General features: G+C 70.9%; 24 protein-coding genes. 17 read left to right on the top strand and 7 right to left on the bottom strand.

Features of this window, described 5'->3' with window-relative positions; translation table 11 throughout:
* The first annotated feature begins 144 nt into the window (after positions 1-144).
* Positions 145-384: a hypothetical protein gene (locus ITP53_RS07315; RefSeq protein ID WP_195894533.1), complete on the top strand. Its 240-nt coding sequence runs from the start codon at positions 145-147 to the stop codon at positions 382-384.
* On the opposite strand, the gene ITP53_RS07310 is transcribed toward ITP53_RS07315, so the two are convergent.
* The 4 genes from ITP53_RS07310 to ITP53_RS07295 form a co-directional block, all read right to left on the bottom strand.
* Complete coding sequence (locus ITP53_RS07310) at positions 327-2531, bottom strand: xanthine dehydrogenase family protein molybdopterin-binding subunit (RefSeq protein WP_195894532.1); 2205 nt, start codon at positions 2529-2531, stop codon at positions 327-329. The genes ITP53_RS07315 and ITP53_RS07310 overlap by 58 nt on opposite strands.
* Complete coding sequence (locus tag ITP53_RS07305; RefSeq protein WP_195894531.1) at positions 2528-3517, bottom strand: FAD binding domain-containing protein; 990 nt, start codon at positions 3515-3517, stop codon at positions 2528-2530. Before ITP53_RS07305 ends, ITP53_RS07310 begins: the two co-directional genes overlap by 4 nt.
* Positions 3510-3995 carry a (2Fe-2S)-binding protein gene (locus tag ITP53_RS07300; protein ID WP_195894530.1) on the bottom strand — a complete coding sequence of 162 codons (486 nt, stop codon included), beginning with the start codon at positions 3993-3995 and terminating at the stop codon, positions 3510-3512. The genes ITP53_RS07305 and ITP53_RS07300 overlap by 8 nt, the downstream gene beginning before the upstream one ends.
* Before the next feature lie 100 nt (positions 3996-4095).
* Positions 4096-5697, bottom strand: coding sequence for an SLC13 family permease (locus ITP53_RS07295; protein ID WP_195894529.1), 1602 nt, complete (start codon positions 5695-5697; stop codon positions 4096-4098).
* A 129-nt stretch (positions 5698-5826) separates the two neighbouring features.
* Here ITP53_RS07295 and ITP53_RS07290 point away from each other — a divergent pair, with 129 nt between their 5' ends.
* Positions 5827-6891 carry a tartrate dehydrogenase gene (locus ITP53_RS07290; RefSeq protein ID WP_195894528.1) on the top strand — a complete coding sequence of 355 codons (1065 nt, stop codon included), beginning with the start codon at positions 5827-5829 and terminating at the stop codon, positions 6889-6891.
* Between the two features lie 13 nt (positions 6892-6904).
* Positions 6905-7192: a hypothetical protein gene (locus ITP53_RS55880; RefSeq protein ID WP_207755624.1), complete on the top strand. Its 288-nt coding sequence runs from the start codon at positions 6905-6907 to the stop codon at positions 7190-7192.
* Here the strand turns inward: ITP53_RS55880 and ITP53_RS07280 are convergent.
* On the bottom strand, positions 7155-8111 hold the full coding sequence (locus ITP53_RS07280) for a helix-turn-helix transcriptional regulator (RefSeq protein WP_195894527.1): 957 nt from the start codon (positions 8109-8111) through the stop codon (positions 7155-7157). The two genes, ITP53_RS55880 and ITP53_RS07280, sit on opposite strands and share 38 nt — an antisense overlap.
* Positions 8112-8198: 87 nt before the next feature.
* Here ITP53_RS07280 and ITP53_RS07275 point away from each other — a divergent pair, with 87 nt between their 5' ends.
* Positions 8199-8621, top strand: a complete 423-nt coding sequence (locus tag ITP53_RS07275; RefSeq protein ID WP_195894526.1) for a VOC family protein — start codon at positions 8199-8201, stop codon at positions 8619-8621.
* A 9-nt stretch (positions 8622-8630) separates the two neighbouring features.
* Here ITP53_RS07275 and ITP53_RS07270 read toward each other — a convergent pair whose 3' ends face one another.
* Positions 8631-8999 carry a hypothetical protein gene (locus ITP53_RS07270; RefSeq protein ID WP_195894525.1) on the bottom strand — a complete coding sequence of 123 codons (369 nt, stop codon included), beginning with the start codon at positions 8997-8999 and terminating at the stop codon, positions 8631-8633.
* Between the two features lie 7 nt (positions 9000-9006).
* The gene (locus tag ITP53_RS07265) at positions 9007-9654 is read right to left on the bottom strand and encodes a hypothetical protein (RefSeq protein WP_195894524.1); all 648 of its coding nucleotides are present in this window, start codon (positions 9652-9654) and stop codon (positions 9007-9009) included.
* 194 nt (positions 9655-9848) lie between these two features.
* On the opposite strand from ITP53_RS07265, the gene ITP53_RS07260 reads away from it, so the two are divergent.
* The 13 genes from ITP53_RS07260 to ITP53_RS07200 form a co-directional block, all read left to right on the top strand.
* Positions 9849-11129, top strand: a complete 1281-nt coding sequence (locus ITP53_RS07260; RefSeq protein WP_195894523.1) for an MFS transporter — start codon at positions 9849-9851, stop codon at positions 11127-11129.
* 278 nt (positions 11130-11407) lie between these two features.
* Positions 11408-12568 (top strand): ThiF family adenylyltransferase, encoded by a 1161-nt coding sequence (locus ITP53_RS07255; protein ID WP_195894522.1) that lies wholly within the window; start codon positions 11408-11410, stop codon positions 12566-12568.
* A gap of 86 nt (positions 12569-12654) precedes the next feature.
* Positions 12655-14718, top strand: a complete 2064-nt coding sequence (locus ITP53_RS07250) for a PrsW family glutamic-type intramembrane protease (protein WP_195894521.1) — start codon at positions 12655-12657, stop codon at positions 14716-14718.
* Positions 14718-15041 (top strand): hypothetical protein, encoded by a 324-nt coding sequence (locus tag ITP53_RS07245; RefSeq protein ID WP_195894520.1) that lies wholly within the window; start codon positions 14718-14720, stop codon positions 15039-15041. Before ITP53_RS07250 ends, ITP53_RS07245 begins: the two co-directional genes overlap by 1 nt.
* A gap of 453 nt (positions 15042-15494) precedes the next feature.
* The gene (locus ITP53_RS07240) at positions 15495-16223 is read left to right on the top strand and encodes a TetR/AcrR family transcriptional regulator (protein ID WP_328814224.1); all 729 of its coding nucleotides are present in this window, start codon (positions 15495-15497) and stop codon (positions 16221-16223) included.
* A 2-nt stretch (positions 16224-16225) separates the two neighbouring features.
* Positions 16226-18175, top strand: coding sequence for a TOMM precursor leader peptide-binding protein (locus tag ITP53_RS07235; RefSeq protein WP_195894518.1), 1950 nt, complete (start codon positions 16226-16228; stop codon positions 18173-18175).
* Positions 18172-20559 (top strand): lantibiotic dehydratase, encoded by a 2388-nt coding sequence (locus ITP53_RS07230; protein WP_195894517.1) that lies wholly within the window; start codon positions 18172-18174, stop codon positions 20557-20559. The genes ITP53_RS07235 and ITP53_RS07230 overlap by 4 nt, the downstream gene beginning before the upstream one ends.
* The gene (locus ITP53_RS60130) at positions 20556-21593 is read left to right on the top strand and encodes a cytochrome P450 (RefSeq protein ID WP_195894516.1); all 1038 of its coding nucleotides are present in this window, start codon (positions 20556-20558) and stop codon (positions 21591-21593) included. Before ITP53_RS07230 ends, ITP53_RS60130 begins: the two co-directional genes overlap by 4 nt.
* Before the next feature lie 155 nt (positions 21594-21748).
* Positions 21749-22357 carry a DUF5969 family protein gene (locus ITP53_RS07220; RefSeq protein ID WP_195894515.1) on the top strand — a complete coding sequence of 203 codons (609 nt, stop codon included), beginning with the start codon at positions 21749-21751 and terminating at the stop codon, positions 22355-22357.
* Positions 22358-22395: 38 nt separating this feature from the next.
* Positions 22396-23514, top strand: a complete 1119-nt coding sequence (locus ITP53_RS07215; protein ID WP_195894514.1) for a methyltransferase — start codon at positions 22396-22398, stop codon at positions 23512-23514.
* A 27-nt stretch (positions 23515-23541) separates the two neighbouring features.
* Entirely contained in the window at positions 23542-24774 is a 1233-nt protein-coding gene (locus ITP53_RS07210) for a coproporphyrinogen-III oxidase family protein (protein WP_195894513.1), read from the top strand.
* Positions 24775-24897: 123 nt separating this feature from the next.
* The gene (locus tag ITP53_RS07205) at positions 24898-25059 is read left to right on the top strand and encodes a thiomuracin/GE37468 family thiazolyl RiPP peptide (protein ID WP_195894512.1); all 162 of its coding nucleotides are present in this window, start codon (positions 24898-24900) and stop codon (positions 25057-25059) included.
* Between the two features lie 115 nt (positions 25060-25174).
* On the top strand, positions 25175-26524 hold a 1350-nt coding region (locus ITP53_RS07200), incomplete at its 3' end, for a lantibiotic dehydratase (protein ID WP_195894511.1).

Raw genomic sequence — 26524 nt, 5'->3', positions numbered from 1 at the left:
CAGGCATCCACGCATGAGCCTCCCCCAGGGCGGCCGTTCGTGCTAGAACGCGGTCGTGTCCCCTGACGAGGCTGACCGGCTGCGGTCCGGGCTGAGGTCCAAACTGGCGCGACTCGGCCGCGGCGTAAGGCGACCCCGCCCGCGGTGCTGGCGTTGTTGTGCGCGGGCGCGTTCGCCGGGTTCGCGGAGCTGCCCGTGCCGGAGCCCGGCGTCGAGCTGCTCTCGAACGTCGGCGCCAACACCCTCACCGAGGTGATCCAGCGCACCCTGGACCGGGTACGCGACGATCCCGCGGCCTTCGAGCGGGCGCTCGCCGAATGCCGGGCCTACAGGAGGCGGTCGATGGTGATGGGCAGGGAGCGGATGCGCCTGCCGGTCGCGTGATGGACGGCGTTGGCGATGGCGGCGGACAACCCGACGAGGCCGATCTCGCCGACGCCCTTCACGCCGACCGGGTTGTACCGGTCCGGGTCGCCGACGAAGATCACGTCCATGTCCGGGACGTCGGCGTTGACCGGCACCAGGTAGTCGCCGAGGGTGGCGTTCGCGATCCGCCCGGTGCCCGCGTCCGTGACGGTGTCCTCGAACAACGCCATGCCGATGCCCCCGACGGTCCCGCCGATGATCTGGCTGGTGGCCAGCTTCTCGTTCAGGATCCGGCCGCCGTCGATCGCCGACACGACGCGGGCGACCCGGAGCAGCCCGAGGTCAGGATCCACGCGTACCTCCACGAAACGGGCGCCGAACGCGCCGGCGGGGGCCATGCCGACGTCCTCAGGGCGGGGTGGCGCGCTCTCGCCGTCGGCGGTCAGCTCGGTCAGCTCGTGCGCGGCGAGGATGCCGGTGTAGGACTCGCCGAGCTCCGGCGCCCCCTTACGGTGGATGCGTCCGTCGGCCACGGTGACGTCGTCGATGTCGCAACCGGCCAGCGGTGAGCCGGGGTCGTCGCGTACCAGGTCGAGGAACGCGCGCACGAGATCGCGGCAGGCCGCGCGCACGGCGGTGCCGAGGGCGGCGGTGAGGCCTGAGCCGCCCGCCACCACCCCCATCGGCATGTCGGTGTCGCCCAGGTCGAACGTGACCCGATCCTGCCGCAGGCCGAGGAACTCGGCGGACAGCTGGGTCATGACCGTGTAGGTGCCGGTGCCGATGTCGGTCACGGCGCTCCGCACGTACGCCGTCCCGTCGTCGCGCACGGTCGCCCTGGCCGCGCAGGGCTCCTGCAACCAGAAGAAGCTGACGCCGGCCATGCCGTGGCCGACCAGCCAGTCGCCGTCGCGCATCGAGCCCGGCTCCGCCCCGCGCCGCGACCAGCCGAACCGCGCCGCGCCCACCGCGTAGCACTCGCGCAGCGCCTTGCTCGACCACGGCAGGCCGAGCTGCGGATAGCTGTCGGCGTGGTTGCGCAGCCGCAGCTCCAGCGGGTCGATGCCGAGCTCGTACGACAGCTCGTCGAGGGCCGATTCGAGCGCGAAGTTGCCCTGCGCCTCACCCGGGGCGCGCATCGAGTTCGTCCAGGGGATGTTCAGGCGTACCTGCCGGTCCCGGACGGACACGTTGGGGCAGGCGTAGGCCGAGGCCGTGCCCGCCGTGCACGGTTCGAAGTTGTCCCCGTCGATCGACAGCGTGGCCAGGCTCTCGTGGTCGATCGCCGTCAGCCGGCCGTCGCGCGTGGCGCCGAGCCTGACCCGCTGCACCGTGGCGGGGCGGTGGCCGACGCCGGTGAACATCTCCGGGCGGGTCAGCACGAGCTTGACCGGCCGCCCGGTCTCCCGCGCCGCCAGCGCGGCCAGGATCACGTGCGGCCAGACGCGCAGTCCCGCCCCGAAGCCGCCGCCGACGTACGGCGCGAGCACCCGCACCCCGGACTCGGGCACCCGGAACACCTTCGCCAGGATCGCCCGCGCCCGGGACGGCCATTGGGTGGAGTCGTGCACGGTGAGCGCGTCGCCGTCCCACGCGGCGACGGTGGCGAACAGGCCGAGCGGGTTGTTGGTGTTCTCCGCCGTCGTGTACGAGGCGTCGATCGTGACGTCCGCATCCGCGAGACCGGCCGCCACGTCGCCGCGGCTGACGTCCGTGCCGAACGGGTTCTCGATCCGCTCCGCCCGAGGGTCGTTCATGTCCAGCAGCGGCTCGGCCGGCTCGTAGCCGATCTCGATCCGCCGGGCCGCCGCGCTCGCCTGCTCGGCGGTGCCGGCCACCACGACGGCGACGTACTGGCCGTAGTAGGTGATCCGGTCGTCCTGCAGCGGTGGCGGCGGCGGGCCGAGCATGGGTTCCGGTACGCGTTCCAGCCTCGGCGCGTTCAGGTGGGTGAAGACCGCGAGCACGCCCGGCGCGCTCTCGGCCGCGCTCGTGTCGATGCGGCCGATCCGCCCGGCGGCGATCGTGGCGCGTACGGGCGCGGCGTACACCAGGTCGGGGAGGCTGACGTCGTTCGGGTAGGGCGCGGCGCCGGTCACCTTCAGCGGGCCGTCCACCCGGTCGACTCCGGCTCCGACGAGCCTGGGCCGTTCGATGGTCGTCATGAGGTCACTCCCGCGACGGTGCTCAACGTACGTACGAGGATGCGTTTGGCCAGCTCCACCTTGAACGCGGTGCCGGGCACGGTGAACGGGCTCCGCACGGTCGCCTCGGCGGCCGCCAGGAAGACCGACGGTCCCGGCGGCGCCCCGCGCAGCAGCTCCTCGGCCTCGCGGGCCCGCCACGGGACGGTGCCGACCCCGCCGAGGGCGACCCGCGCCTCGCGGATCACCCCGCCGTCGAGCGTCATGGCCACCGCCGCGGAGGCCAGCGCGAACTCGTACGAGGCCCGGTCGCGGACCTTCACGTACGCCGATCGGGTCCCTACCCGAGGCAGCGGGACGTCCACGGCGACGATCAGCTCGCCGTGGACCAGCACGTTCTCCAGGTCCGGGGTGTCACCGGGGATGAGGTAGAAGTCCGTGAGCGGCACTGACCGCTCACCGTCGGCGCCCATGACGCGCACGCTCGCGTCCAGCGCGACGAGCGGGACGGCCAGGTCGGAGGCGTGCACCGCGATGCAGTGCTCGTCCGCGCCGAGGATCGCGTGCATGCGGGCGGCGCCCGTGACGGCGGCGCAGCCGGTGCCGCGACGGCGCTTGTTGCACGCGGGCACAGTCGGGTCGCGGAAGTACCTGCAGCGGGCGCGCTGCAGCAGGTTGCCGCCGATGGTCGCCATGTTGCGCAGCTGAACCGACGCGCCGAGCAGCAGCGCCTCGCGGACGAACGGCAGGCGCGCGGCCACGGTCGGGTCGGCGGCCAGCTCCTCCATCGTGGTCAGCGCGCCGACGCGCAACGTGTCGCCGTCGCGGGAGACGCCGCGCAGCGGCAGCCGGGTGATGTCGACCAGCAGCTCGGGTTCGAGCACGCCGTCCTTCATCAGGTCGAGTTGTGTGGTGCCGCCCGCGAGATACGACGCGCGGGGGTCCTGGGTAACCGTCGCCACCGCCTGGCCGGCCTCGGTGGCTCTGACGTATTCGAACTCACGCATCGCGCGCCCCCGCGACCTCGCGGATCGCCGCGACGATGTTCGGATAGGCGCCGCAGCGGCAGATGTTGCCGCTCATGAACTCCCGGATGTCCGCGTCCGACCCCGTCCGCCCGCCCTCTTCCAGCAGGCACACCGCGGACACGATCTGCCCCGGGGTGCAGTAGCCGCACTGGAACGCGTCGTGCCGGACGAACGCCGCCTGCATCGGATGCAGGTCACCGCCGGAGCCCAGCCCCTCGATGGTGGTGATCGACCGGCCCTCGCACTGCGCGGCGAGCGTCAGGCAGGACAGGGTCCGCCGGCCGTCCACCATCACCGTGCAGGCGCCGCACGTGCCCTGGTCGCAGCCCTTCTTCGAGCCGGTCAGCGCCAGGTGGTCGCGCAGCGCGTCCAGCAGGGTGACGCGGGTGTCCACGTCGAGGTGGTGATCGGCGCCGTTGACGGTCAACGTCACGGCGGCGTGTGGAGTCCTGGTCATGATCCCCCCAGGTGTCGCGGGCTCGGGGGGAACCACATTTCATGTTATGCGAACGAGCTGACCGGCCTGTCAGCGGGTATGCCAGGTGGCGCCGGCACGCTCACCCGCCGATGCCGGTCACCCCGATCAGCAGGGGCAGGAGCAGGATGATCAGGATGGCGCCGAGGACGTCGAAGCTGACGCCCGACCGGATCATGGTGGTGATGGGGACGACGCCTGAGCCGTACGCGATGGCGTTCTGCGGCGTGGAGACCGGCAGCATGAACCCGAACGACGCCGCGAACGTCGCCGCCAGCGCGGGCACGAACGGGTTGATCCCGGCCGCCGCCGCGATCGGGATGATGATCGGCACCACCACGGCTGCCGACGCGGTGTTGCTGGTGGTCTCCGAGACGAGGACGGCGAGCAGCACGGCGAACGCGGTGATGGCGAACACGCTGGTCAGCCCGAGCGCCGAGGCGGCCGACGAGCCGATCGTCTCGGCCAGCCCCGTCTCCTCCAGCAGCGAGCCGAAGATGATGCCGGTGCCGAACAGCACGATCGTGCCCCAGTCGATCTTGGCCGCGTCGCTCCAGTTGAGGGTGAACTCCCGCTTGCTCCAGTCGGTCGGCAGCAGGAACAGCAGGGACGCGCCGAGCACGGCCACGATGCCCTCGTTGAGCCGGTCGCTGACGGTCGTGTAGAGGGCGGACTCCGTGCCCGCGAACAACGCGATCACGCCGGGGAAGATCCACAGGAACACGGTGACGCCGAAGGCCACGAGCGTGTTCTTCTCGGCGCGCGACAGCCTGCCCATGTTCGCCCGCTCGGCGCGTACGTACTCCTCGACGCCCTCGATCCGGCGGATCTCCGGCCGGTTGAGCAGCAGCAGCACGGCCGCCAGCGCGACGAACATGAGCGCGCAGATCGGCAGCGCCATGATCATCCACTCGCCGAACGAGATGCGCCGGCCGGTGGCCTCCTCGATGAGGCCGCGGCCGATCAGGTTGGGCGGACTGCCGACGGGCGTGAGCAGGCCGCCGACGCTGGAGCCGTACGCGAGCATCAGGACCAGCGCCGCGCCCACCCGCAGCCGCAGCGGGTCGAAGTCGGCGGCGACCAGCTCGCGGTCCTGCAGCAGTTTGGCGATGACGGCCAGCATGCCGAGGGCCGTGGGCAGGAGCATGGCCACGGTCGCGGTGTTGGAGACGAACGCCGACAGCAGGCACGTGATGGCGCCGAACGCGACGATCAGCCGGAACGTCGAGCGGCCCACCCCCGGCAACGACAGGACGAGGAACGCGAAGCGGCGCGCCAGCCCCTGCTTCAGCATCGCCTGCGCCAGGATGAACGCCCCGACGAAGGTGAAGAGCGTGGGGGAGCCGAACGGGGCCACCGCGTCCGTCGCGGAGGCCACCCCGAGTACCACGATCGCGGCGACGCCGATGAGACCGCCGATGGGGATGGGCACCGGCTCGGTCACCCACAGGACGATGACGCCGAGCAGGACGGCCGCCAGCGTCTGCTGCATGGGGGCCATGTCGATGGGCAGCAGCGCGAAGACGACCGTGATCAGCGGCGCCAGCCACATGCCGGTGGTGCGCCTACCCTTCTCGAATCTCTCCTCGGCCGGCGACAGCCGCTGCTCGGCGAGGCCGCGGTAGGTCACCTCGTGGCCGAGAAGGGCCTGGTCGACATCGGTCCTGGGGGCGCCGGGGTTCATCGCCTGCTCCTAACGTTCTCACCGGTTCGCGTGCAGGTCCGTTCTTGAGTTATAGGTTCCTCCTGTTGAGCGTTCGGTTCCACGCGTCGGTTTTGGACACTCCTGGGACGGAACGGTTGAATCGAGGGCATGACGACGCATGACATCGCCGTGATCCCAGGAGACGGCATCGGACTCGAGGTCACCCCCGCGGCCCTGGAAGTGGTGCGGGCGGCGGGCCGGCGCCACGGCTTCACGTGCCAATTCACCGAGTACGACTGGTCGTGCGAACGCTACAAGCGCGAGGGCGCCATGATGCCGCCCGACGGCATCGACCGGTTGCGCGGCCACGACGCCGTCTTCCTCGGCGCGGTCGGCGCGCCGGGCGTGCCCGACCACGTCTCGCTCTGGGGCCTGCTCATCCCGATCCGCCGGGCTTTCCGCCAGTACGTGAACCTCCGGCCCGTACGCCTCTTCGACGGCATCGAGAGCCCCGTGAACGCGGCGATCGACCTCGTGGTCGTCAGGGAGAACACCGAAGGCGAATACAGCGAGATCGGCGGCCGGATGAACCGCGGTTTCCCCGGGGAGATGGCGGTCCAGGAGTCGGTGTTCACCCGCGCCGGCGTGACGCGCGTGCTCGACTACGCCTTCGACCTCGCGAGCCGCCGCCGCGGCTACCTGACCTCCGCCACCAAGTCCAACGGGATCGTCCACACGATGCCGTTCTGGGACGAACTGGTCGAGGAGCGGGCACGTGAGCATCCCGGCGTGCGCTGGGACCAGGAGCACATCGACGCCCTCTGCGCCAAGCTGGTCCTGGGGCCGTCCCGGTTCGACGTGATCGTGGGCTCGAACCTGTTCGGCGACATCCTCAGCGACCTGGCCGCCGCGGTCGCGGGCAGCATCGGCATCGCCCCGTCCGCGAACCTCAACCCCGAGCGGGAGTTCCCCTCGATGTTCGAGCCGGTGCACGGCTCGGCGCCGGACATCGCGGGCCGTGGCGTGGCCAACCCGATCGGGGCCATCTGGTCGGCCGCCATGATGCTGGAGCACCTCGGGCATCCGGCGGCGGCCGACGAGATCGTGGCGGCCATCGCCGCCGTCCTGGCCAAGGGCGACGTACGTACGCGCGACCTCGGCGGCACGGCGGGCACCGACGACTTCACCCGCGCGGTCCTCACCCTCATCACCGAGGGCCGCACGGAAGGGTAACCGGCGCCTCCGGGTGCGGCGGGGCGGTCGGCTGAGTTTCCGGGCCAGGTCACGGGAGGCCACCCCCGCCGGGTACGGGCCCGCGGACCTGCGCGACGCCTACCGCCTGCCCGCCGACGGCGGCGCGGGCCAGACCATCGCGGTCGTGGCCGCGTTCGACGCGCCGACCGCGGAGGCCGACCTCGCCGTCTACCGCGATGCTGTCGCGGCGCTCGTACCCAGGACATGCCGGTCGCGTGCTCATCGTGCGGCGATCCGCCTGCTCAGGCGGGATCTGGTTGGTTGGCGTAGCGTTCGGTGAGTTCGTGGCCGATTCTGGCGAGTTCGGTGCGTACGGACTCCGGTTCCACCACCTCGACCATGGCGCCCCAGCCGGCCAGTTGCTCGGCGATCGATCGGGCCATGTGGGCCGCCACCCGCGCCCGGACCCGTCCGTCGTCCTGTGCGATGACCTCGCAATGCCGTCCGAAATGCGAGCGGAGCACCGGGAGGAACCGGGCGTCGATCAGCACCACGGCCGAGACGAGCGAGCGCCGCCGCTCCGTCTCCGTCACCACGCGCGCCCACTCCGCTGAGAGGTCGAAGTCGTCGGGTCGCCGCGCGGGGAGATCCGTGACGTCCGCGGACGCGACGCGGTCGACGCGGAACGTCCGACGGCCGGCTTCGGTGTCCGCGATGAGATACCAGGTCCCGTCCTTGTCGACCAGGCCGAGCGGATCGACCAGTCGCTCCGTCGTCTGCTTGCCCTTGCCGGTGTACGCCAGCCGCACCTTGAGCCTGCGTACGACGGCGTCGCGCAGGGACCGCACGAGGGCGGGCAGCTCGTGCTCGGGCTCGCCCCAGCCCGCCGCGTCGGAGACGATGGCGCGGGCCGCGGCCTCGGCGTCGGCGCGGAACGTGGCGGGCAGGGCGCGGATGAGCTTGCGCAGGGCGGAGGTCAGCTCGGGCTCAGCCGAACCGGCCGGACCGAGGAGCAGGAAAAGGGCCTGGGACTCGGCCGCGTTGAGCCCGCTGAGATCCGTACGGGCGCCGCCGACGAGCGACCATCCGCCGCCGCGCCCCGGCTGCGGATAGACCGGGATCCCGGCGGCCGACAGGGCCTCCAGATCGCGGCGGGCGGTGGCCAAGGAGATCTCCAGCTCCTGCGCCAGCTCGGCCGCGGTCACCCGGCCGCGCGCCTGGAGCAGTAGGAGAACGGCTACGAGACGGTCAGCGCGCATGTCGTCATCCTGGCATTCAAAGTGCTCAATCGGTGAGCACTTTAGCTGGGAAGATGGTCACATAGCCCGCGAGAGAGGAACCGGCGAATGCTGCGAGGACTCACCACCGTCACCTTCTACTCGCCCGACTTCGAGGCGACCAAGCGCTGGTACACCGAGCTGTTCGGGATCCCGCCCTACATGGACACCCCGGCGTACATGGAGTGGCGCGTCGGCGACTACGAGCACGAGTTCGGCTTCGTCCACAGCTCCTACGCCGGCAGCGAGCTGGCCAGGACCGCCGGGCCCGACACCATCGGAAAGCCGGCGGGCGCCGTGGTCTACTGGCACGTCGACGACGTTCCCGCGGCCGTGGAGAGGCTCGTGGCGATGGGGGCCGAGGAACACGACTCGCCGCGCGAGCGGGGCATCGGCTTCATCACCGCGTCCGTGATCGACCCCTGGGGCAACGTCCTGGGCCTGATGTACAACGCGCACTACCTGGAGATCCTGGGATCGCCGAAGTCGTGAAGATCTGCGTCAGCGAGGGTCACGCGGCAGGGTGGCGGTGTAGGCCGCCCAGTCCTCCGGGTGCGCCATGCCCTTGCGTACCGGCACCTGCCGCTCGCCGATGACGATCCGGTTGCCCTCCACCCTCGGGTCGTCGTTCCTGGGGATGGGGATTCTGCGCTGGGCCGTCCCGGCCAGCGATACCACGACGATCGCCTCCGGCTCCACCCGGAAGTACGGCCGCCGCAGATACAGTCCGCCGAGCACCAGCACGATCAGCCCGACGACGATCAACGGGCTGAACACGCCCAGCAGGAAGAGCCACGCCTGCAGGAACGTCACCACCGCACCCGCCGCCAGGAACACCCATCCCAGAACCGGGTTGTAGCGGATCTCCATCAGGACCTCACAGGCTCGGTACGCTCTTCGTCTCGTTCTCGGCGGGGACGGTCACCTTGGCCAGGCCCCACTCGGAGAAGACCATTTCCGTCTCCACCGCGGCGCCTTTGAGCGGCACGTTCATGACGAGCTTGGCCGGGCTGTCGCCGTTCACCCAAAGGTCGTAGGTCGCGGTGACGCCCTTGGCCGCTTTCAGCAGTTCGGCGCCCAGGCGGGCGTGGTATTCGTCGCCGACACCGGTCACTCCCTTCATGACCTTCTTCAGGCCGTCTTGTGGAAGCAGGGCTTTGACGGCGGCCAGGGACTGGTCGAAGTTGAGCTCAACGTACTTCCTGGGGCCGAATTTTTTAAGTGCCTGGGCGAAATCGTAGATGATGGCGTAATGCGTGCCGAGCGGATCCTGCGTGGCGGAGAGTTCGCCGGAGGTGTAGAGGCGGGCGTTCCTGGCCAGCGTGAGATCGGTGATGGGGCTGTCGGCCGCGCCGGGGGCGAGCAGGGCGAGGACGCCTTCCTGATCAGGGCCGAACCTCAGCCACCGCTTGCCGCCGGCGACGTCGGCGAGCTCCTCGGTCACGGCCACGTACGTGGTCTTGCCGCCGACGATGACGTGGGTCTCCGCCGAGGTCATGTCGACCTGGGTGTTCTCGCCGCGCATGCTCACGCAAATCGTGCAGAGATATCGCGCCACAGAATAGGGCCCGTTCTCTGATTTGGTACAGGACTTTTCCGAAGCGCCCGACGGTCCGGAACAACGCGTGATCGCGGCAGCGGACCTCGGGGCCACGGAAAGTGATCGTTGTGCGACGCGACTCACGCCGTGATGGAACGGGATGGAACGCCCATCTTTTCGTGAGCCAACCGCCGAAGTACCGAGTTCCCGTCGAAGCCGCCCCCGTACGGCGGCGCTTCCGGGTGTCGTCGCTGACCCTCCTGATCACCGGGCAGGGCTTCTCCGGCTTCGGCGACCAGTTCTTCGTCATCGCCCTGCCGGGCATCGTGCTGCTGCGGCACGGCAGCGCGGCCCTGGGCCTGGTGCTGACGGTCTACGGAGTGTGCCGGCTGGTCGGGCTGATGCTCGGCGGGCCGCTCGCGGACCGGTTCACGCCCAGGCGGATCATGCTGGTGACCGACACGGTCCGCGCTCCCGCCGCCGGCCTCCTGTGCGCCCTGGCCTGGACCGGCGAGACGGGACTGTGGGCGCTGGCCGTCGCCACGGCGATCCTCGGACTCGCCGGTGGCGCCTTCCTGCCCGCGAACTTCTCCATCATCCCCGACGTCGTCGAGGAGTCGCAGGTCCAGCGGGCCAACAGCCGCAACTACGCGGTCGCGCAGGCCGTCGCCCTGCTGGGCCCGGTGATCGCCGGCGTGCTCGTCGCCCGCCTGGGCACGGGGCCCGCGCTCGCCGTGGACGCGCTGTCGTTCCTCGTGTCGGTCGTGACCCTCTGGTTCGTACGGCCGCATCCTGACCGCGCGCAGCCGGAGCCGGCCCCGCGCACCACCGGCGTGTGGACGGTCCTGCGCGAGTTCCCGCTGCTCAAGGTCATCATGATGATGGCCGCGGCCGGGAACCTCGGGTTCGCGGGAATCCTGGAGATCGGCCTGCCGACGCTGCTGCACCAGGGCGAGCCTGGGTCGTTCGCGACGACGTACGGGATCGTGCTCGGCGCCTTCGGGTGCGGGGCGCTCGCGGGCAGCGTCGCGGCCGGGCTGTTCCCCACTCCGCGCAACCCGGTGCGCGTGGCGGTCCTGCTGATGCTCCCGCAGGCCGCACTGCTCGGCGCGGTCGGCCTGATCTCGGGCCAGCTGTGGCCCGCGGCGCTGTTCCTCGGCGCGGGCGCCGCCAACGCGGCGGGCAACGTGCTGCTGATCACCGTCGTGCAGACCGGGGTGCCCGCGGAGTTGCGCGGGCGCGTGTCCGGTGCGCTGCTGGTGGCGTCGTTCGGGCTCTTCCCCGTGGGCGCGCTGCTCGCGGGCCTGATAGCTTCCGCGGCCGGCCCGAGGATGGTGTTCCTCCTCGGTGCGGCCCTTGTGGCCGCGGCAGGTGTGGCCGGCCTCCTTTCCAGGCCGGTCCGGACCTTCGCGAAGGGAGGTGAATCACATGACGTACGAGATGAACGACCAGAGCTTTGAGGCTCCTGCCGCCGATGTCAAATGGGTCATTTTCTAGTCACATCCAGGCCGTGCCGGACTTCGCGAAGGGAGGTGAATCACATGACGTACGAGATGAACGACCAGAGCCTTGAGGCGCCGGTCGAGGTGTCATGGATCATTTTCTAGTCCCATTCACGAGTCCGACGCGATAGCGGAAGACCGTTCAGCGTTCGGGGAGCCGGGTCGGCTCCCCGAACGTCCCTTTCCACCTCCGGAACATCCCTTTGATTCCGGAAAAGACGCGGAGGACCGCGAGAATGCCTGACACCCTGTCCCTCAACCGCTATATCCGCATTAAGCCCATTTATCCGGTCTATCAGCTGGACGAGACGCGGTTCAGGATCGGTGCCCAGGCCGGCGTGACCGTGGACATCACCGACCCGTACGGCCAACTCTGGACCCTGGTCAAGGCCCTCGACGGGACCAGGCCGCTCGGCGAGGTCGTGTCGGCGATCGGCGCGGCGTATCCCGGGATCGGCGCCGAGGACGTGCTCGCGGCCGTACGCGACCTGGACGGGCGCGGCTTCCTGGAGGACGCGGGTCCCAGCCCGTACGACCACGGGGAACTGAGCCGCTACCAGGGCAACGTCAACTACTTCAGCCACTACGCCAGGCTGTCCTCCTCCTCCCGCGGCCAGCTCCAGGACAAGCTGCGCTCGTCGCACTGCGTGCTGTTCGGGCTCGGGGGCGGAGGGTCGTACATCCTCCCCATGGTGCTGGCGGCCGGCTTCGGCAAGGTCACGGCCGTCGACTACGACCGGGTCGAGCTGAGCAATCTCAACCGCCAGCTCCTCTTCCGCGAGGACGACATCGGCGCGTACAAGTCCGCCGTGGCCTCCCGGGTCGCGAAGGAGGTGAACTCCGACGTCGACTTCACCGCCGTACAACGCAAGATCGAGTCGGAGGATGAGGTGGCCGAGCTCGTACGCGGCGCCGACGTGGCGATCTGCGCGATCGACGAGCCGCCGTTCGTCGCGCAGCGGCGGGTGAACGCGGGCTGCGTTAGGGAGTCCGTCCCTTACGTGACGGGCGGCTCGTTCGTCACCCGGGGCCGCCTGTTCTCCGTCCGGCCGTACGAGTCGGGGTGCATGGACTGCCTGCACCTGTACTACTCACGATCGGACCCGAGATACCTCTCGCAGCTCGCCGGCGCGCTCCGCGTCGAACTCGGCGACGTGACCATCGCCTTCGCCCCGCACATCGCACTGATCGCGTCCATGATCTGCGGCGAGGCGGTACGCCTGGTCACCGGCCACGCCGAACCCATCGCCCTGGGCCGCCAGATCGACGTCCACTACGAGACGGGGCAGCTCGAGGTCATGTCCCAGTGGCCACGCGATCCGGCCGGCTGCCCGGTCTGCGGCGACGGCGCCGACGCGGCCGCCTTCGACGTATGGCAGCACGCCGAAACCCCCTGACCCATACCCGCTTCGCGCATCTCGCCCCCGCTCAACCGCCGCCAAGTAGGGTCGGCTTCGCCCCGATGCCCTCACCAGGGGGTGCGATGCTGGCCCTGCTCATGGTGTTCGCCACCTGCTACGGCGTGCTCCAACTCGCCGTCCTTGGCTGGGGAACCCGTACCGTACGACTCGGCACGCTCGCGCTGGCCATAGGCGCGGGCATGTACGGCTGCGCGATGATCACCGTACTCCTGCAGCTCGCCTACACCCGCACCCTGTCCGCGCTCACCGGCGACAGCCTCGGCGACATCGTGCCGATCGCCGGCCACACGCTCCATCCGGTCCTCGAAGAGGTCATCAAGATGGCGCCGCTCCTGGTCATCGGTTGCCGGCGGCGGGCCAGGGCGCAGTGGCGGCTCACGGACCACCTGCTCGTGGGCGCCGCGCTGGGCGCCGGATTCGGGCTGATGGAGGCGCTGCTCTACAACGCCGGCCGAGCCGGGACCGCCCTTGCCCTCCCGGACGGGTGGGTGGTGCCCAGCGGCCTCAGACCGCCGTACATCCCGGGGATCGAACAGTCCTTGGTCTCCTGGCTGCCGGCGCCTTACTCCGTGTCGGAGCTCACTCCGGCCGGCCCTGACACGGGTTTCCATATCGCCTGGTCGGCGCTGGCCGGCTTCGGCGTGGGGCTGCTGTTGCGCCGGCGCGGACCCGTACGCCTGCTCGGGCTGCTGCCCCTGGTGCTCGTCTCCGCCGCGCATGCCGCGCACAACTTCGACGTGCCGTTCGGCGAGCGTGACAGTGCCGGGGCCGCGCTCGTGCTGCCGTTCGTCACGGTCGAGCCGATGCTGGGGGTCTGGCCGTTGCTGGCTCTCGGGTTGGCGGTCTGGTCCGACGGCAGGGTCCTGCGGCGGGGTAAGGGGGCGAACCCCGGTCTGCTACTGGCGGGGGAGCCGCCCGGTGGGCTGTCGGCCCTGGCCGCCTTGGGCAGGTATGCCATGATCCGCCCGCCGTACACCACGATGGTCGCCCACCGATTCATGCTGCTCCGCCGCACCGCCTGCTACGCGGGTGGGACCTGGTACGCGGACGGCGCCGCGGAACGTGAGATGGCGTACGCCGTACGCGCGCGGATGGAGGCGAGCCCCGCTTTCATGTCCTGGCGCGCGGCCGGTTTGCGCTCCGGTCTGGCGCGGCGCCGCTCCGGCGGGGCGCGCCGCCGTCACCGGCACTGGAAGGTGCTGATCTGGGCGGCCCTCGCCCTCCCCGTGCTGACATATTTCCTGCTCGGCACCACCCCGGGCTGGGGCGGTGCGCAGCAGGCGCTGGCTGGGGAGGTGGTGTTCCCTGTCCTGCTGGCCTTGTCCGGGATCGGACTGGCGCTGGTGGCGTGGCAGCTCGTGACCGCCGCCCGGGCGCTTCCCGCGGCCTGGCGCGAGCCCCTGACCGAGCGCGCCACCAAGACGCAGTTACGCCTGCTCACCGGAGCGGGAACGATGGTGCTCGGCATCCTGTCCTGCGCCGCCTGGATCACGGGCGTCCGTCCCGGCGAGCACGTCATCTCCAACGCACACGTGCTCAACGCCCTGAACGACCTCCTGATGTACGGCGGGCTCGCGCTGCTCCTGGCAGGGTTCGTCTTCTTCCCACCGGCGGGTGTGGTGGCCGTGGCCGGTGGCGGGCTGGTCGTCGTACCCACCGTCACCGCCGGCTTCGTCGCACTGGAGGCGCTCGGCCTCACCGGCGTCCTGCTCGCGCAGGCCACCCCCGAGAGCGGCGGCGACGGTGGCGACGGTGGCGGCTCGCCCAGCGGCGAGCAGGCGCGCCTGCGTGAGCTCGGCCAGGATCCGGCTACCGGAACATTCCGGCAAAGCGAGATGGAAACCGCGCAACGGGTCGAACAGCAGCTCGGCATCACCCTCACGCGCTCCAAGCACGTGGGGGCGGACTGGGTGGACAGAAAGGGCGCCACCTATGACGCGGTGGGCAACTTCCCCGGCCAGTACTTCGACCAGCAGTGGCCGAGGTTGCAACAAGCCATCAAGGAACACCTGCAGAAGGTGGACTATGTTCCGGTGGACGTGAGCAAGTTCGCGCCTGAGCAGGTGGCGAAGGTACGTGAGTTCATCCAGAAACTCGGCCCGCGGGTCTTCTTGGTAGGTGAATGATGGCCGGAACGATTGGCCTGTCCCCGGACAAGGTCTGGACATCAGCCGGCTGGCTCTTCGACTGGACCGTACGGTTCATCGCGCGAGAGGTGGACGACCCGCGGCTGACGGCGGCCGTGGACGAGATCCTCCGGGAGAACCTGGGCCTGCTGGACCTCGATCGCCTGCCCGTGACCCTGCGGGCGACGGTCCTGCGCAAGCTGCGCGACGACCTCGTCCCCACCGCGACGGCCACCCTCCCCGACACTGTCCCCGAACGGCAAGAGGTCCTGAACTACCTCGGCGGCCTCGCCCAACTCGCACGGGAGCTCTCCGACCCTTGAACACACGAAGAGATTCAAGCGCGACCGCGCCCGGTTACCGGGAACTGGTGAACTGGCTGCAGGAGGAACACTGGCCGTCACCGAAGACGAACGCGCGGCCACGCTCTCACCCAGCGCCGTAACGACCTCGACGAACTCCCTGACGAGGTCGCGCACCCGCGTCTCCCGGTCGGCGCGGGTCGCGCACCCGCGTCGCCCGGCCGTGGCGGGGTCGCGCATCCGGTTCGCGGGTGTTCGCTGACCAATATGAGCCCGTGTCGTAAAAATCTCAGTCAGGCTATTGAGCTGGGATATCGGCGCCCTCGCACCCCGTGACCGGCCCGGTTTCTCCTTGACACCCTCAACAGGCCCTGGTTAGTGTGACAAAAATTTGCTGATCCTTTTACGACGTGCTGTCGTTTCGTCAGGGGGAGTGATGAGCAGCCGTATCCGCACCTGTGGCTGGCCACGGATGTGGCGGGACATCGCGTGACGGCGCCGCGTCGCAACGTCGAGCGAGTGGATCGTATCGTCGAGGCGTCCGCGGAGTTGCTGAGCCAACGAGGGTACCGGCGGGTGACCGTCGAGGAGATCGCCAGTCGTGCCGGCGTCTCCAAAAGCAGCGTCTACCTGCACTGGAACACGAAAGACGAGATCTTCTACGACGCGCTGGACCGCGAGTTCACGGAGGTCACCTGCAGGGTCGTCGAGCACGTCAGGCGCGATCCTGCCGAGGTGCTGGCCCACCGGACGGCGGTCAACCTGTTGCGGTTGATCGCCGACAGGCCGCTGCTGCAGGCGTTACTGATTGACGACCGGGCCACTCTCGGCACGCTGAGACCCGCCAAGTCGGCCATTCTTCGGGCCCGCATCGCGGACACCGATGAATTAATGGATCGCTACCTGTTCGCGTTGCGGCGGAACTGTCTTCTCTGCCCCGACGTCGATCCCCGCATAATGCGAAAAGCGATTCTCGAGATTCTGCGTGGAATGACTTGCTCGGTGCAGACGAAACCTTTGGACGAGACACGCTGCGCCGCGTTGTCGCGGGTGGTCACGGTGACCGTGCGGCGGGCGTTCGAACCCGGCGGGGTGCCCGAGGCCGAGCGGATCTGCGGCGCGGCGGCCGAGGTGTTCGAGGCGTTCAAGGAGTTCATGGAGCCCGACGAGACGCTGCGGTCCGAGCCTTCTGTGGCGCTGTAGCCGTGGCTCACGCACTCGCCCATCCGGGTTCGACCATGCTCGCGGACCGGCTCGCGGAGGTGGCCGCCGGGCTCGATCCCGCACCGGCGCTGGCGGTCTCGGACACGCCGGACCCCGCCGTGCTCGCCTCCGCCCTCGCCACCGCGCGGGCCACCGGCCGCCCGGTGCTGCCGGTGGTCGCCGAGCTGGGACACGTCCGCATCGGGCCGCTGGAACGGCCGGGCGAGCCCGGCTGCTCCGAGTGCCTGAGCCTGCGCATACACCGCGCCGCCACCCGCTCGGCCGAACGCGCCACGGTCTGGCTCCGGCACGGCGAACGTCTGTCCAGCACGCCCTCACCCCTACTCACCCCAGCGGCCCTGGACATAGTGGCCACACTCGTCGCGAACGTGTCGACCAGGCTCGTCGCGAACGTGTCGGCCGGGCTTGGTTCGGACTTGTCGGCTGGGTGTGCGGGGATTTTGCTGGTCGACCTTGCCGATCTGGACGTGCGGGCGCACTCGTTCCTGCCGGATCCGTTCTGCCCCTGGTGTGGTGGGTTGCCCGACGACGAACCCGGGCTTGCGCGGGTCACCCTCGCGCCGCGGCCCAAACCCGAGCCAGGACGGCACCGCGTGTGGGACGCCGAGCACGAGCTCGACCGGCTGACCCGCACCTACGTCGACGACCACACCGGTCTGGTGAACTCCGTCAACCCGGCCGCGCTCGGCTCGCTCGCCGTCGCTGGCGCGCCGATCCGGCTGCGCGGCAAGACGGCGTTCGAACCGGGCTTCGGCCGTTCCCGCAGCTACCGCCGCAGCGCGGCCATCGCACTGCTCGAAGCCCTGGAGCGGTACGGCGCGATCGGCCCCGGCGGCCGGCGCTCCACCGTGCGCGCCGGCTACGCGTCCGTACGGGAGCGCGCGGTGGATCCGCGCTCGCTCGGCCTGCACCCGCCCGCACACTACGCACTGCCGGACCTCCCGTACCGACCCTTCACGCCGGACGCGGTGTGCCGCTGGCTATGGGCCCACTCGTTCGCCACCGGCGGCCCAGTCCTGGTACCAGAACACAACGTCCACTACGGCCACTCGGATGCCAACGACTGGCACGGGCGGCCGGGCGCCGACGACCGGCCGTTTTGTTATGAGCTTGCCAACGGGTGCGCCCTTGGATCGTGTCTGGAGGAGGCGATATTCCATGGTCTGCTGGAGGTCCTGGAGCGGGACGCGTTCCTGCTGACCTGGTACACACGCGCCCGCGCGCCCCGCATTGACCTCGGCACGGCTCGCGACCCCGGGATTCCGTTGGTCGCCGCCGCCATCACCGCCGAGACCGGCTACCTCGTCGAGTGTTACGACATCACGCCCGACCACGGCGTGCCGTGCGTGTGGGCGCTGGCCCGCACCCCGTCCGGCGAGCCGGCCACGATCAGCGCCGCCGCCGCCGGCCCCGGCCTCGAACCCGCCGCCGCGGGCGCGCTGGCCGAGCTCGCCCCCATGGTGCCGACCGTACGCGACCACTTCCCCGAGCACGCCGCCCGCGCCCGGCTGCTGGCCGCGGACGGCGGCCAGGTGCGCTCGATGATCGACCACTACCTCGTGTACGGGGTACGCTCGGCGGCCGAGCGGCTGTCCTTCCTCACCGAGAGCACGGAACGAGTCGCGTTCCCCCCTCCACCCGACGGGTTCGGGCACGACGACCTCACCGTCGACCTGACCTTCCTGATAGACCGGCTCGCGCGCACCGGCCTCGACGTGGTCGTGGTCGACCTGACCACCCCCGAACACCGCGCGGGCGGGCTGCGCTGTGTGAAGGTGCTCGTGCCCGGCACGGTCCCGATGACGTTCGGCGAGCAGAACCGCCGCACCTGGGGCCTGCCCCGGCTGCTCGACCCGGCCGTGGTACACCACCGCGGCACGCGGATGCGCGGCCACCACGACCTGAACCCCGACCCCCACCCGTTCCCGTGAACCGCGCGGTCGCCCGGGTCGCCGGGCTCCCGCTGTCCGCCCTGGACGCCCTGGCCTGCCCCGGCGCCACCGAGCTGGCCGCCCGCGTCGTGTCCCTCACCGACGAGCTGACCCGCCGCTCCGAGGTGCTGTCCGACGCCCTGTACGACGTCATCGGCACAGCGGGCGCACACAAACCCGCCCTCGTGGCGATCCGGCGGGACCTGCACGGCCTGCGCCGTCCCAAGCGCACCGAGGTGCTGCCCGCCGCGCTCACCGATCCCGTACGCGAGTGGATCTCGTTGTGGGAGGAACGGGCCCGCGCCCGTGAGGCGTTGCCCGGCGTACTCGCGAACGAGGCGCGGGCGGCCTGGGACGAGGTACGGGACCTGGCCGCCGCCCCGGCGGTGCGGCACGGGCTCGCGCACGCCAGCCCGGACCTCTCGGCGGACCTGGAGAAGTGGCTCGCCGACCCCGGGCGGCGGCCCCGCGCGGCGACCCTGGCGAGCCTGCTCCGCTACGTCACCCGCGTGGCCGCCAAGACCAGTCCGTTCAGCACGTTCACGAGTGTCCACCTGGTCGAGTGGGCCGAGGGGGGTGCCGCCTGGCGGGTCCCGGACGTGCCGCCGACCGTCGTGGTGGAGGCCGACGTGGGGCTGCGGTCGCTGGTGGAGTCGGTGTTGCCGCGCCGGCCCGAGCTCGCCGCCGCCCGGGTGGTACGGCTGTCGCCGGCCGCGTACGTGTCGGGGGAGCAGGTGGTGTTCCCCGGCCAGGACGGGCGCATGCGCACGCTCCAGCGCACCCCGGCGCTGGACGCCCTCGTCGAGCTGCTGCGGACCGAGGAGGGCGCCCGGTGGGACGTGGTGGCCGCCAAACTCGCCGGTGACGACCCGTCCCACGCCGACAGGGTCCTGTCCGGCCTGCTACGCGGCGGCCTAATGGAGGCGACCCCCCCAGTACCCGGCCAGTCCCTCCGCCCCTTCGCCACCCTCGCCAACTGGACCAACTCAGCCACCCTGCTGGTCGGGCCGGGCGGGCCGTTGCGCCGGATTCAGGAGGCGTTGGATCGGGCGGCTGAGACCCTTGGCAACGGTGATCCGGTTACGGCGGGATGCGGCGGGGCGGTTCGCGGTATCACCGACGCGTTGCCTGAACTGGGGCTGCCTGTCATGGCGCCGGCAGACCTGCGTCGCCGGGTGCTGCGTGAGTCGGCTCTCGGGGCGCCCGTCGTGTGTGCGCTGCCTGAGTGGCGGCCCGCGCTGGCCGATCTGGAGTTGGTCCGCCGCTGGCTGGCCGTGCACGATCCGATGTTGCCGCTTCGGCTCGCCCTGGCGGATCATGTTCGCGACCTGTCAGGTCCCGGGTCCCGGACCCCGCTGCTCGTCGTGTACGCCGCCGTCGCGGCCGCCCCGCCGGGATCCCCGCTCCACCCGGACTTCCTGGAGCATCCCGACCCGCTCGCGGGCGCCCCCGACCCGCGCCTGCGCCGGCTGCGCGACCTGCGTACCCGGTCGATCGAGGCACTCGGCCAGGGGCGGGCGGCGCAGGACGTACTGCCCGCGTGGGTGCGGGATCCCGGTCCGGTCACCTGCTACGTGCAGCCGTACCACGCCGAGGACGGTCTCAGGCTGGTGCTCAACGCCGCGCACGGCGGTCACGGTCGCGGCACCGCCCGCTGGACCCGGCTCCTGGGCCACCACCCTGCCCCCGCCCCCCGCGGCTACCTCGCGGCGGAACTGCCCGGCACCTTCGGACACAGCCTGAACCTGCACGCCCCCGCCACGGGCTGGGAGCTCGACTATCCGGGCGCGGTGGGCCAGGCGCCGCCCGAGCGCCGGATCCCGCTCACCGAGCTCGAAGTCCGCCACGACCCCGTACACGGAGTCGCTGATCTGTGGTGGCCGCGGGCGGGCCGGACGGTCGTGCCCGTACACGGGGGCATGATGTCGGAGACGCTGCTCCCGCCGCTGGCGCGGCTGCTCGTCGAGGGGTTCGGCACCACCCACCTGACGCACCCGACGCTGCCCGCGATCCCGCGATCCTGCGGCCCCAGGATCGACCTCGGCCGCGTCACCGTCGCCAGGGCACAGTGGACGGTCAACCGCGACAACGTGCCGAGGCGGGGCACCGACGACGCCGGGCACCTCGTCGACCTCCACGCGTGGGCGCGCCGCACCGGCATCCCGCGCCGCTGCTTCGTCCGCGTACGCGAACGGCAGGTGAGCAGGGACCGGCTGGCGTTCGACCGGCGGCGCAAACCCGTGTTCGTGGACTTCGGCGCGTGGCCGTCGGTGCTGGAGTTCGGAAGGCTGGTCGAGCGGGCGCCAGGCGACCTGGAGGTCACAGAGGCTCTGCCCGACGGCGACCAGGCCGTGGAGCTCGCGATCGAGGTGGGAGACCGGTGACGCAGTACCCGCTCAGGCGCCCGCATCCGCTCGGCGTGCACCCCGGCTACGAACACCTCCGCGAGAAGTGCCCGGTGGCCGAGGTCGGGTCGCCGTACGGCCCGGCCTGGCTGGTGACGCGCTACGCCGACGTGGTGGCCGTACTGGCCGACCCGCGCTTCAGCCGCGCGGCGGCGGCGACCCAGGACGACGGCGGCATCCTGCTCAACACGGACCCGCCCGAACACGCCAGGCTGCGCAGGCTCGTCGTGGCGCACACCGGGGCGGCCGGTGTCGAACGGCTGCGGCCGGCCGCCGAGGCCGCCGCCTCCGATCTGGCGCAGGGCATTCCGGTGGAGGCGGAGTTCTTGAGCGCGTTCGCGGAGCCGTTCTCGCACCGGGTGCTCGCCCTGTTCGTCGGGCAACTGGTCGGCCTGCCCCACCAGGACCTGGACCCCATGGCCACCGTGCTCACGCTCGCGCGGGTGCCGGACGGGGAGCGGGCCGCGGCCTTCACCGAGTTGCACCGGCGGCTGCGGCGCCAGGTGGACGAGGAGACGCTGGCCGTGGTGTGCAACATCATCTTCGGCGGGCACGCGGCGGTGGTGGCCGCGCTGGGCTACTGCCTGCTGGCCGCGCTGGCGGAACCCCTGCCGCGGCTGGCCGGCGACCCCGCGCGGATCTCGGAGGTGGTCGAGGAGACGCTCCGCCTGGCGCCGCCGGGCGACCGGACGCTGTTGCGGCGTACCACGGAGCCCGTGGACCTGGGCGGGCGGCGGCTTCCCGCGGGCGCGCTGGTGGTCCCGTCGATCGCGGCGGCCAACCGCGACCCGGACCGGCCGGCGGGTGCGCGCACCGGCCGGCACCTGGCGTTCGGCCGCGGCCCGCACGCGTGCCTGGGCATGGCGCTCGCCCGGATGGAGCTACGGGCGGCGCTCAAGGCGCTGGCCGAGCACGCGCCCGGCCTGCGGCTCGCGGTCGACGCGGAAAATCTCAGGAGAACGTGTGAGGAGTTGTCGGTGAGTCCCCTTGCGGCAATTCCGATCCGGGTGTAGTGGACAGGAAACCGAAAACACGGATCTGGTCAGCGAGTATGGATTCCTTGCCCGATTCATTACCTTGCGCATACTCTCGAATGAGAGAGCAGCGAAACGCATTCGGGGGTAGCACTGTGTCGACAGAACACGACTATCGCAGCAGGATTCGCGTTTTGTCCGCATATCTGCGGAGGGTCGACAATGACCCGGCGGTGGCGGCCGAGCTTCGGGAAGATCCCGGGAAAGCCCTGCGTACGGCCGGTGTTGACCAGGCGTTCGACCGCCCGGCGGCATTCCAGGCATTCGCCGATAAATTGGCGGCGCTGAGCGGTGAAGCCTGGCTGGCGACCGTACATTCGATGATTGAATTGTGTGAGATCGGCGCGGATCCGCAACCGCCAGCGGGGCCCAATATCTCCTTCCGGATTTCCGAGAGTGGTGGCGTCACCGCGATCGCGAATCGCGGGGAAATCGCCAGGAAAGTGCAGCCCAACCCGTTTCACGCGGGCGGCGGCGGCACGGCGCCGGGCGGCCGGCTGCGCATTTACTCCGGCTACTCGACCAGCGAGTTGTCGGCGCGGCTCGGCGAGCGTTACCTCTCCACGTTCTACCAGCGCACGCTGCTCAAGCGCGTCGTGCTCGACCCGGGCACCGTCGTCGAGGACGTGAGCGCAGGCGAGGGCATCACCGTGAACCGGTCACACTACCGCGGCGTCGAATTCGACCTGCACACCAGGACCGACGGCGCGGACCGCGAGATCGTCGCCGCGGTCGTGCGCTAGCCGCCCGCACCAACCTCAAGACACCCACGGAGTACGGGATGCTCAGCAGCGCGCTCGAAGTAGACATCGACGAGTCGGCCGTCGCCGCCGACCTCAGGGAGCTGGCCGCCGCGCTCGACCGCAGCGGCTACGGCGACATCCTCACGTGTTTCCTGCCGCACAAGGCGCAGGCGCACATCTGGGCGCAGACCACCGCGAAGATCGACGGCCCGCTGCGCACGCTGATGGAGCTGTTCCTGCTCGGCCGCGCGGTGCCGCAGGACGACCTCCCGCCCCGCGTCGCCGCCGTCATCCCCGGGCTCGCGTCCGCGGGCCTCGTGCAGACGGGCCAGGGCGGCGTGTGGCTGCCCAACCTCATCCTGCTGCGCCCCATGGGCCAGTGGTTGTGGTGCCAGCGCCCCCACCCGTCGCCCACCATGTACTTCGGCGACGACTCACTCGCCCTGGTCCACCGCATGGTCACTCACCCCGGCGGCCACGCGCTCGACCTGTGCGCCGGGCCGGGCGTGCAGGCGCTCACGGCGTCGGCCCGCAGCGCGCGCGTCACCGCGGTCGAGATCAACCCGGTCGCGGCCGCGCTGTGCCGCACCAACATCGCCATGAACGACCTCTCCGGCCGGATGGAGGTCCGGCTCGGCAGCCTCTACGACGTCGTGCCCGGCGAGGTCTTCGACGACATCGTGTCGAACCCGCCGCTGCTGCCGGTCCCGGAGGACGTGCAGTTCGCGTTCGTCGGCGACGGAGGCCGCGACGGCTTCGACATCTCCTGGACGATTCTCGACGGCCTGCCCGAGCACCTGTCCGGCCGCGGCGCCTGCCGCATCGTCGGCTGCGTGCTGAGCGACGGCTACGTGCCCGTCGTCATGGACGGGCTCGGCGACTGGGCCGCCAAGCACGACTTCGACGTGCTGCTGACCGTCACCGCGCACGTAGAGGCGCACCACGGCTCGTCGTTCCTGCGCAGCATGTCGCTGATGTCGAGCGCGATCTCCGGCGAGAGCGCCGAGGACCTGCAGGAGCGCTACGCCGCCGACTACGCGGAGCTCGGCGGCTCGCACGTGGCGTTCTACGAGCTGCACGCGCGGCGCGGCGGCGGCTCGGCGCGGCTCGCGGACGTCTCGGCCACCCAACGCTCCGCCGAGGTCTGGTTCGTCTGACCTCTTCACCGACCTGACGGGATCGCCATGTCCACCACACTGCGCGGACCGGGCGGCACGGTCGCCGGGCAGCCGTTGCTGATCTACGTGAACGTGCCGTTCTGCAACTCCAAGTGCCACTTCTGCGACTGGGTGACCGAGGTCCCGCTCGCGGACCTGCGGCTCACGCCCGACTCCTCGCCGCGGCAGCGTTACGTCGCCGCGCTGGTCGAGCAGATCGAGACGCACGCGCCCACGCTGAACGACTACGGCTACCGGCCGGAGATCATGTACTGGGGTGGCGGCACGGCCAGCATCCTCACCATCGACGAGATCGAGTCCGTGACCGGGGCTTTGTCGTCGCGCTTCGACCTCGACGGTCTCACCGAGGCCACCATCGAGGGCAGCCCGGAGTCCATGGACCCGGACAAGCTGAAGGTGTTCCGTGCGGCCGGGTTCAACCGGATCAGCATCGGGGTGCAGTCTTTCGACGACGAGCGGCTGCGCCGCATCGGCCGCGTACACTCCGCCGAGCAGGCCGTGCGCGCGGTGGAGATGGCCGCGGCGGCCGGGTTCGGCAACATCAACATCGACCTGATCGTCGGGTTTCCCGGGCAGGAAGTCGACGAGGTCTCCCGTACGATCCGGCGGGCGGTCACGTTGCCGGTCAACCACTTCTCCGTCTACCCGTACCGGCCGACGGACGGGACCGTGATGCGCAAGCAGGTGCGGCGCGGCACCAGCCGGATCGACGTGGACGAGCAGCAGCGCTCCTACGCCCACGCCCGCGACCTGCTCGCGCAGTACGGCTTCGACGAGTACGCCACCGCCTACTTCGGCGGACCCCGCTGCGAGTCCGACGAGGTCTACTACAAGCTCACCATGGACTGGATCGGGTTCGGCTCCGGCGCCAACTCCCTCATCGGGACCCGTTTCCTGCTGAACGACCGGGGCTCTCTGCACCGGTTCAGCGCGGCGCCGCAGCGGTTCGACTCCGACATCCCCGCGTCGTCGCCGCACCTGACGCTGCACTTCCTGGCCCAGGCGCTGACGACCGTGGACGGCATGGACGCGCGTACGTTCCAGCTGCGTACCGGCCGCTCGTTGCGGGCGGCCTGCGAGGAGCCCGCCGTGCGGCGGATGCTCGAACAGGTCAACAGGCGCGGCCGCCTGATCGTCGACTCGCGCGGCATCCGCCTGCACCGCGACGACATGGCCGCGGCCTACATCACCATGAACAGCGTCGACCTGTACGCCGCGACCGAGCAGTTAGGCGCATAGCCCCGCCCTGCTCTCACCCAGGTCTTTGCGATTCCGTGTGCCCTTCCTCCGTGGGGAGGGTGTGGCCGGTCGACCGCCGCGGGGTCGTGAAGGAAAAAGGACGACACAACGAAAGGAGATGAAATGGCGGAGCTGAACCTCGACGACCTGCCCATGGATGTCTTCGAGATGGCCGACAGCGGCATGGAAGTCGAGTCACTCACCGCCGGGCACGGGATGCCCGAGGTCGGTGCCTCGTGTAACTGCGTATGCGGCTTCTGCTGTTCCTGCAGCCCGTCCGCGTAGCAGCCCTGGAGCGCCGCCGTCCCTTGGCCGGCGGCGCTCCGCCTTCTTTGTTCTTTGCCCTCTGTCCCTTGTCCGGGCGGCGTTTTGTTCGAGTGAAAGAGAGATGTGGAGGGAGATGCGGGTGGAGGTAGGCCGCGAGATCGTGGTCCGTAGCGCGGGGCTGCCCGCCGCCGTGCTCGCCGACCTGCGTCTGCCGCACACCGCTGAGCTCGTCACCCACCTGACCGTGGAGAGCCGCCGCCTCGCCGCCGAGGCCGCCGCCCTGTCCGACGTCCTGTTCGAGCTGATCGGCCGTGCTGGGACCGCCCGAGCCGCGCTGGTCGGGCTGCGGCGCGCACTCGCCCCCGGCCACCGTCCCCCGTCCGCGCGGCTGCTCGCGCTGTGCCCCCTGCCTGAGCCCGTGGCCGAACGCGTCGCCGCCTGGATGCGGGCGCGCCGCCACTGGGACGAACGGCGTGCCGAGTTGGCCGGCGTGCTGGCCAAAGAACGCACTGACGCGCTCGACCGCATCCGCGCCGCCTGCGCCGACCCGGTGTTCCGGCGCGGACTGCTGCTGTCCGGCGAGGAACTGTCCGGCACGCTCGACCGCTGGCTCGCGGACCCCGACCGCCCACCCCGGCAGGGCAAGGTGCTCCGGCTCGTCAAATACCTCGCCCGCGCCTCAGCCAAGACCAGCCCCTTCGGCTCCTTCATGGTCAGCGCCCTCACCACCTGGCCCAACGAACCACTCACCGGCTGGTCGGCTGACGCCCCGGATGCCGGCCGGACGGGTGACGCCCCGAGCCCGCTCACCGGCTGGTCTGGTGATGCTCAGGGTGCGCTCACCGGCTCGACGGGTGACGAGCGGGGCGCGCTCATTGGTCGGCCTGGTGATGACCTTGGCGCGTTGGACCCGACCGCAGTCAGCGAGTTGCCGGGGGCGTTCCTCGATGCCGTGCGCGATGCATTGCTCGCCGACCCGCGCCTGGCGGACCGGCTGCCGGTGCGCCCCAACCCGAGCCTGACCGAGATCCCCGGCGCGCTCCTGTACGTCCGCGAGGGACCGGGGGAGCGAATCGTCACGAGCCGCCGCGCCCCCGCCGTAGACCTCTGCCTACGCCTCGCCACGGCTTCTCGGTACACCGTGCCCCGCCTTGCTGAGTTGCTCGCCGAGGCCGGGGCGGAGCTTGGCGAGGCGAGGCGGTTTGTCGCGCGGCTGGTGGCGGCGCGGCTGCTGGTGCCCTGCGCGCCGGTCACCGATGACGACCCCGATCCTTTCGGTTCCTGGGCGCGGTGGCTGGCGGCATCCGAGCTGGGTGAGCCGTCCACGGGGACGGGACCGGAGGTGGCCACAGGGCCGCAGCCCGAGGTGCCTACGGGGCTGGGATCGGAAGTGTCCGCGAGGCCGGGGGCGGAGGGAGCTGTGGCGGCGCCGGGGGCGTTGAGTGTTGGGTTGCGGGCTGAGTTGGGGGAGCTGGCGGGGGCG

The organism is Nonomuraea cypriaca (genome assembly GCF_015645445.1).
Taxonomy (GTDB): domain Bacteria; phylum Actinomycetota; class Actinomycetes; order Streptosporangiales; family Streptosporangiaceae; genus Nonomuraea; species Nonomuraea cypriaca.
Note: the sequence above shows the minus strand (reverse complement) of the source record. Positions and strands in the feature narration are given on the sequence as shown.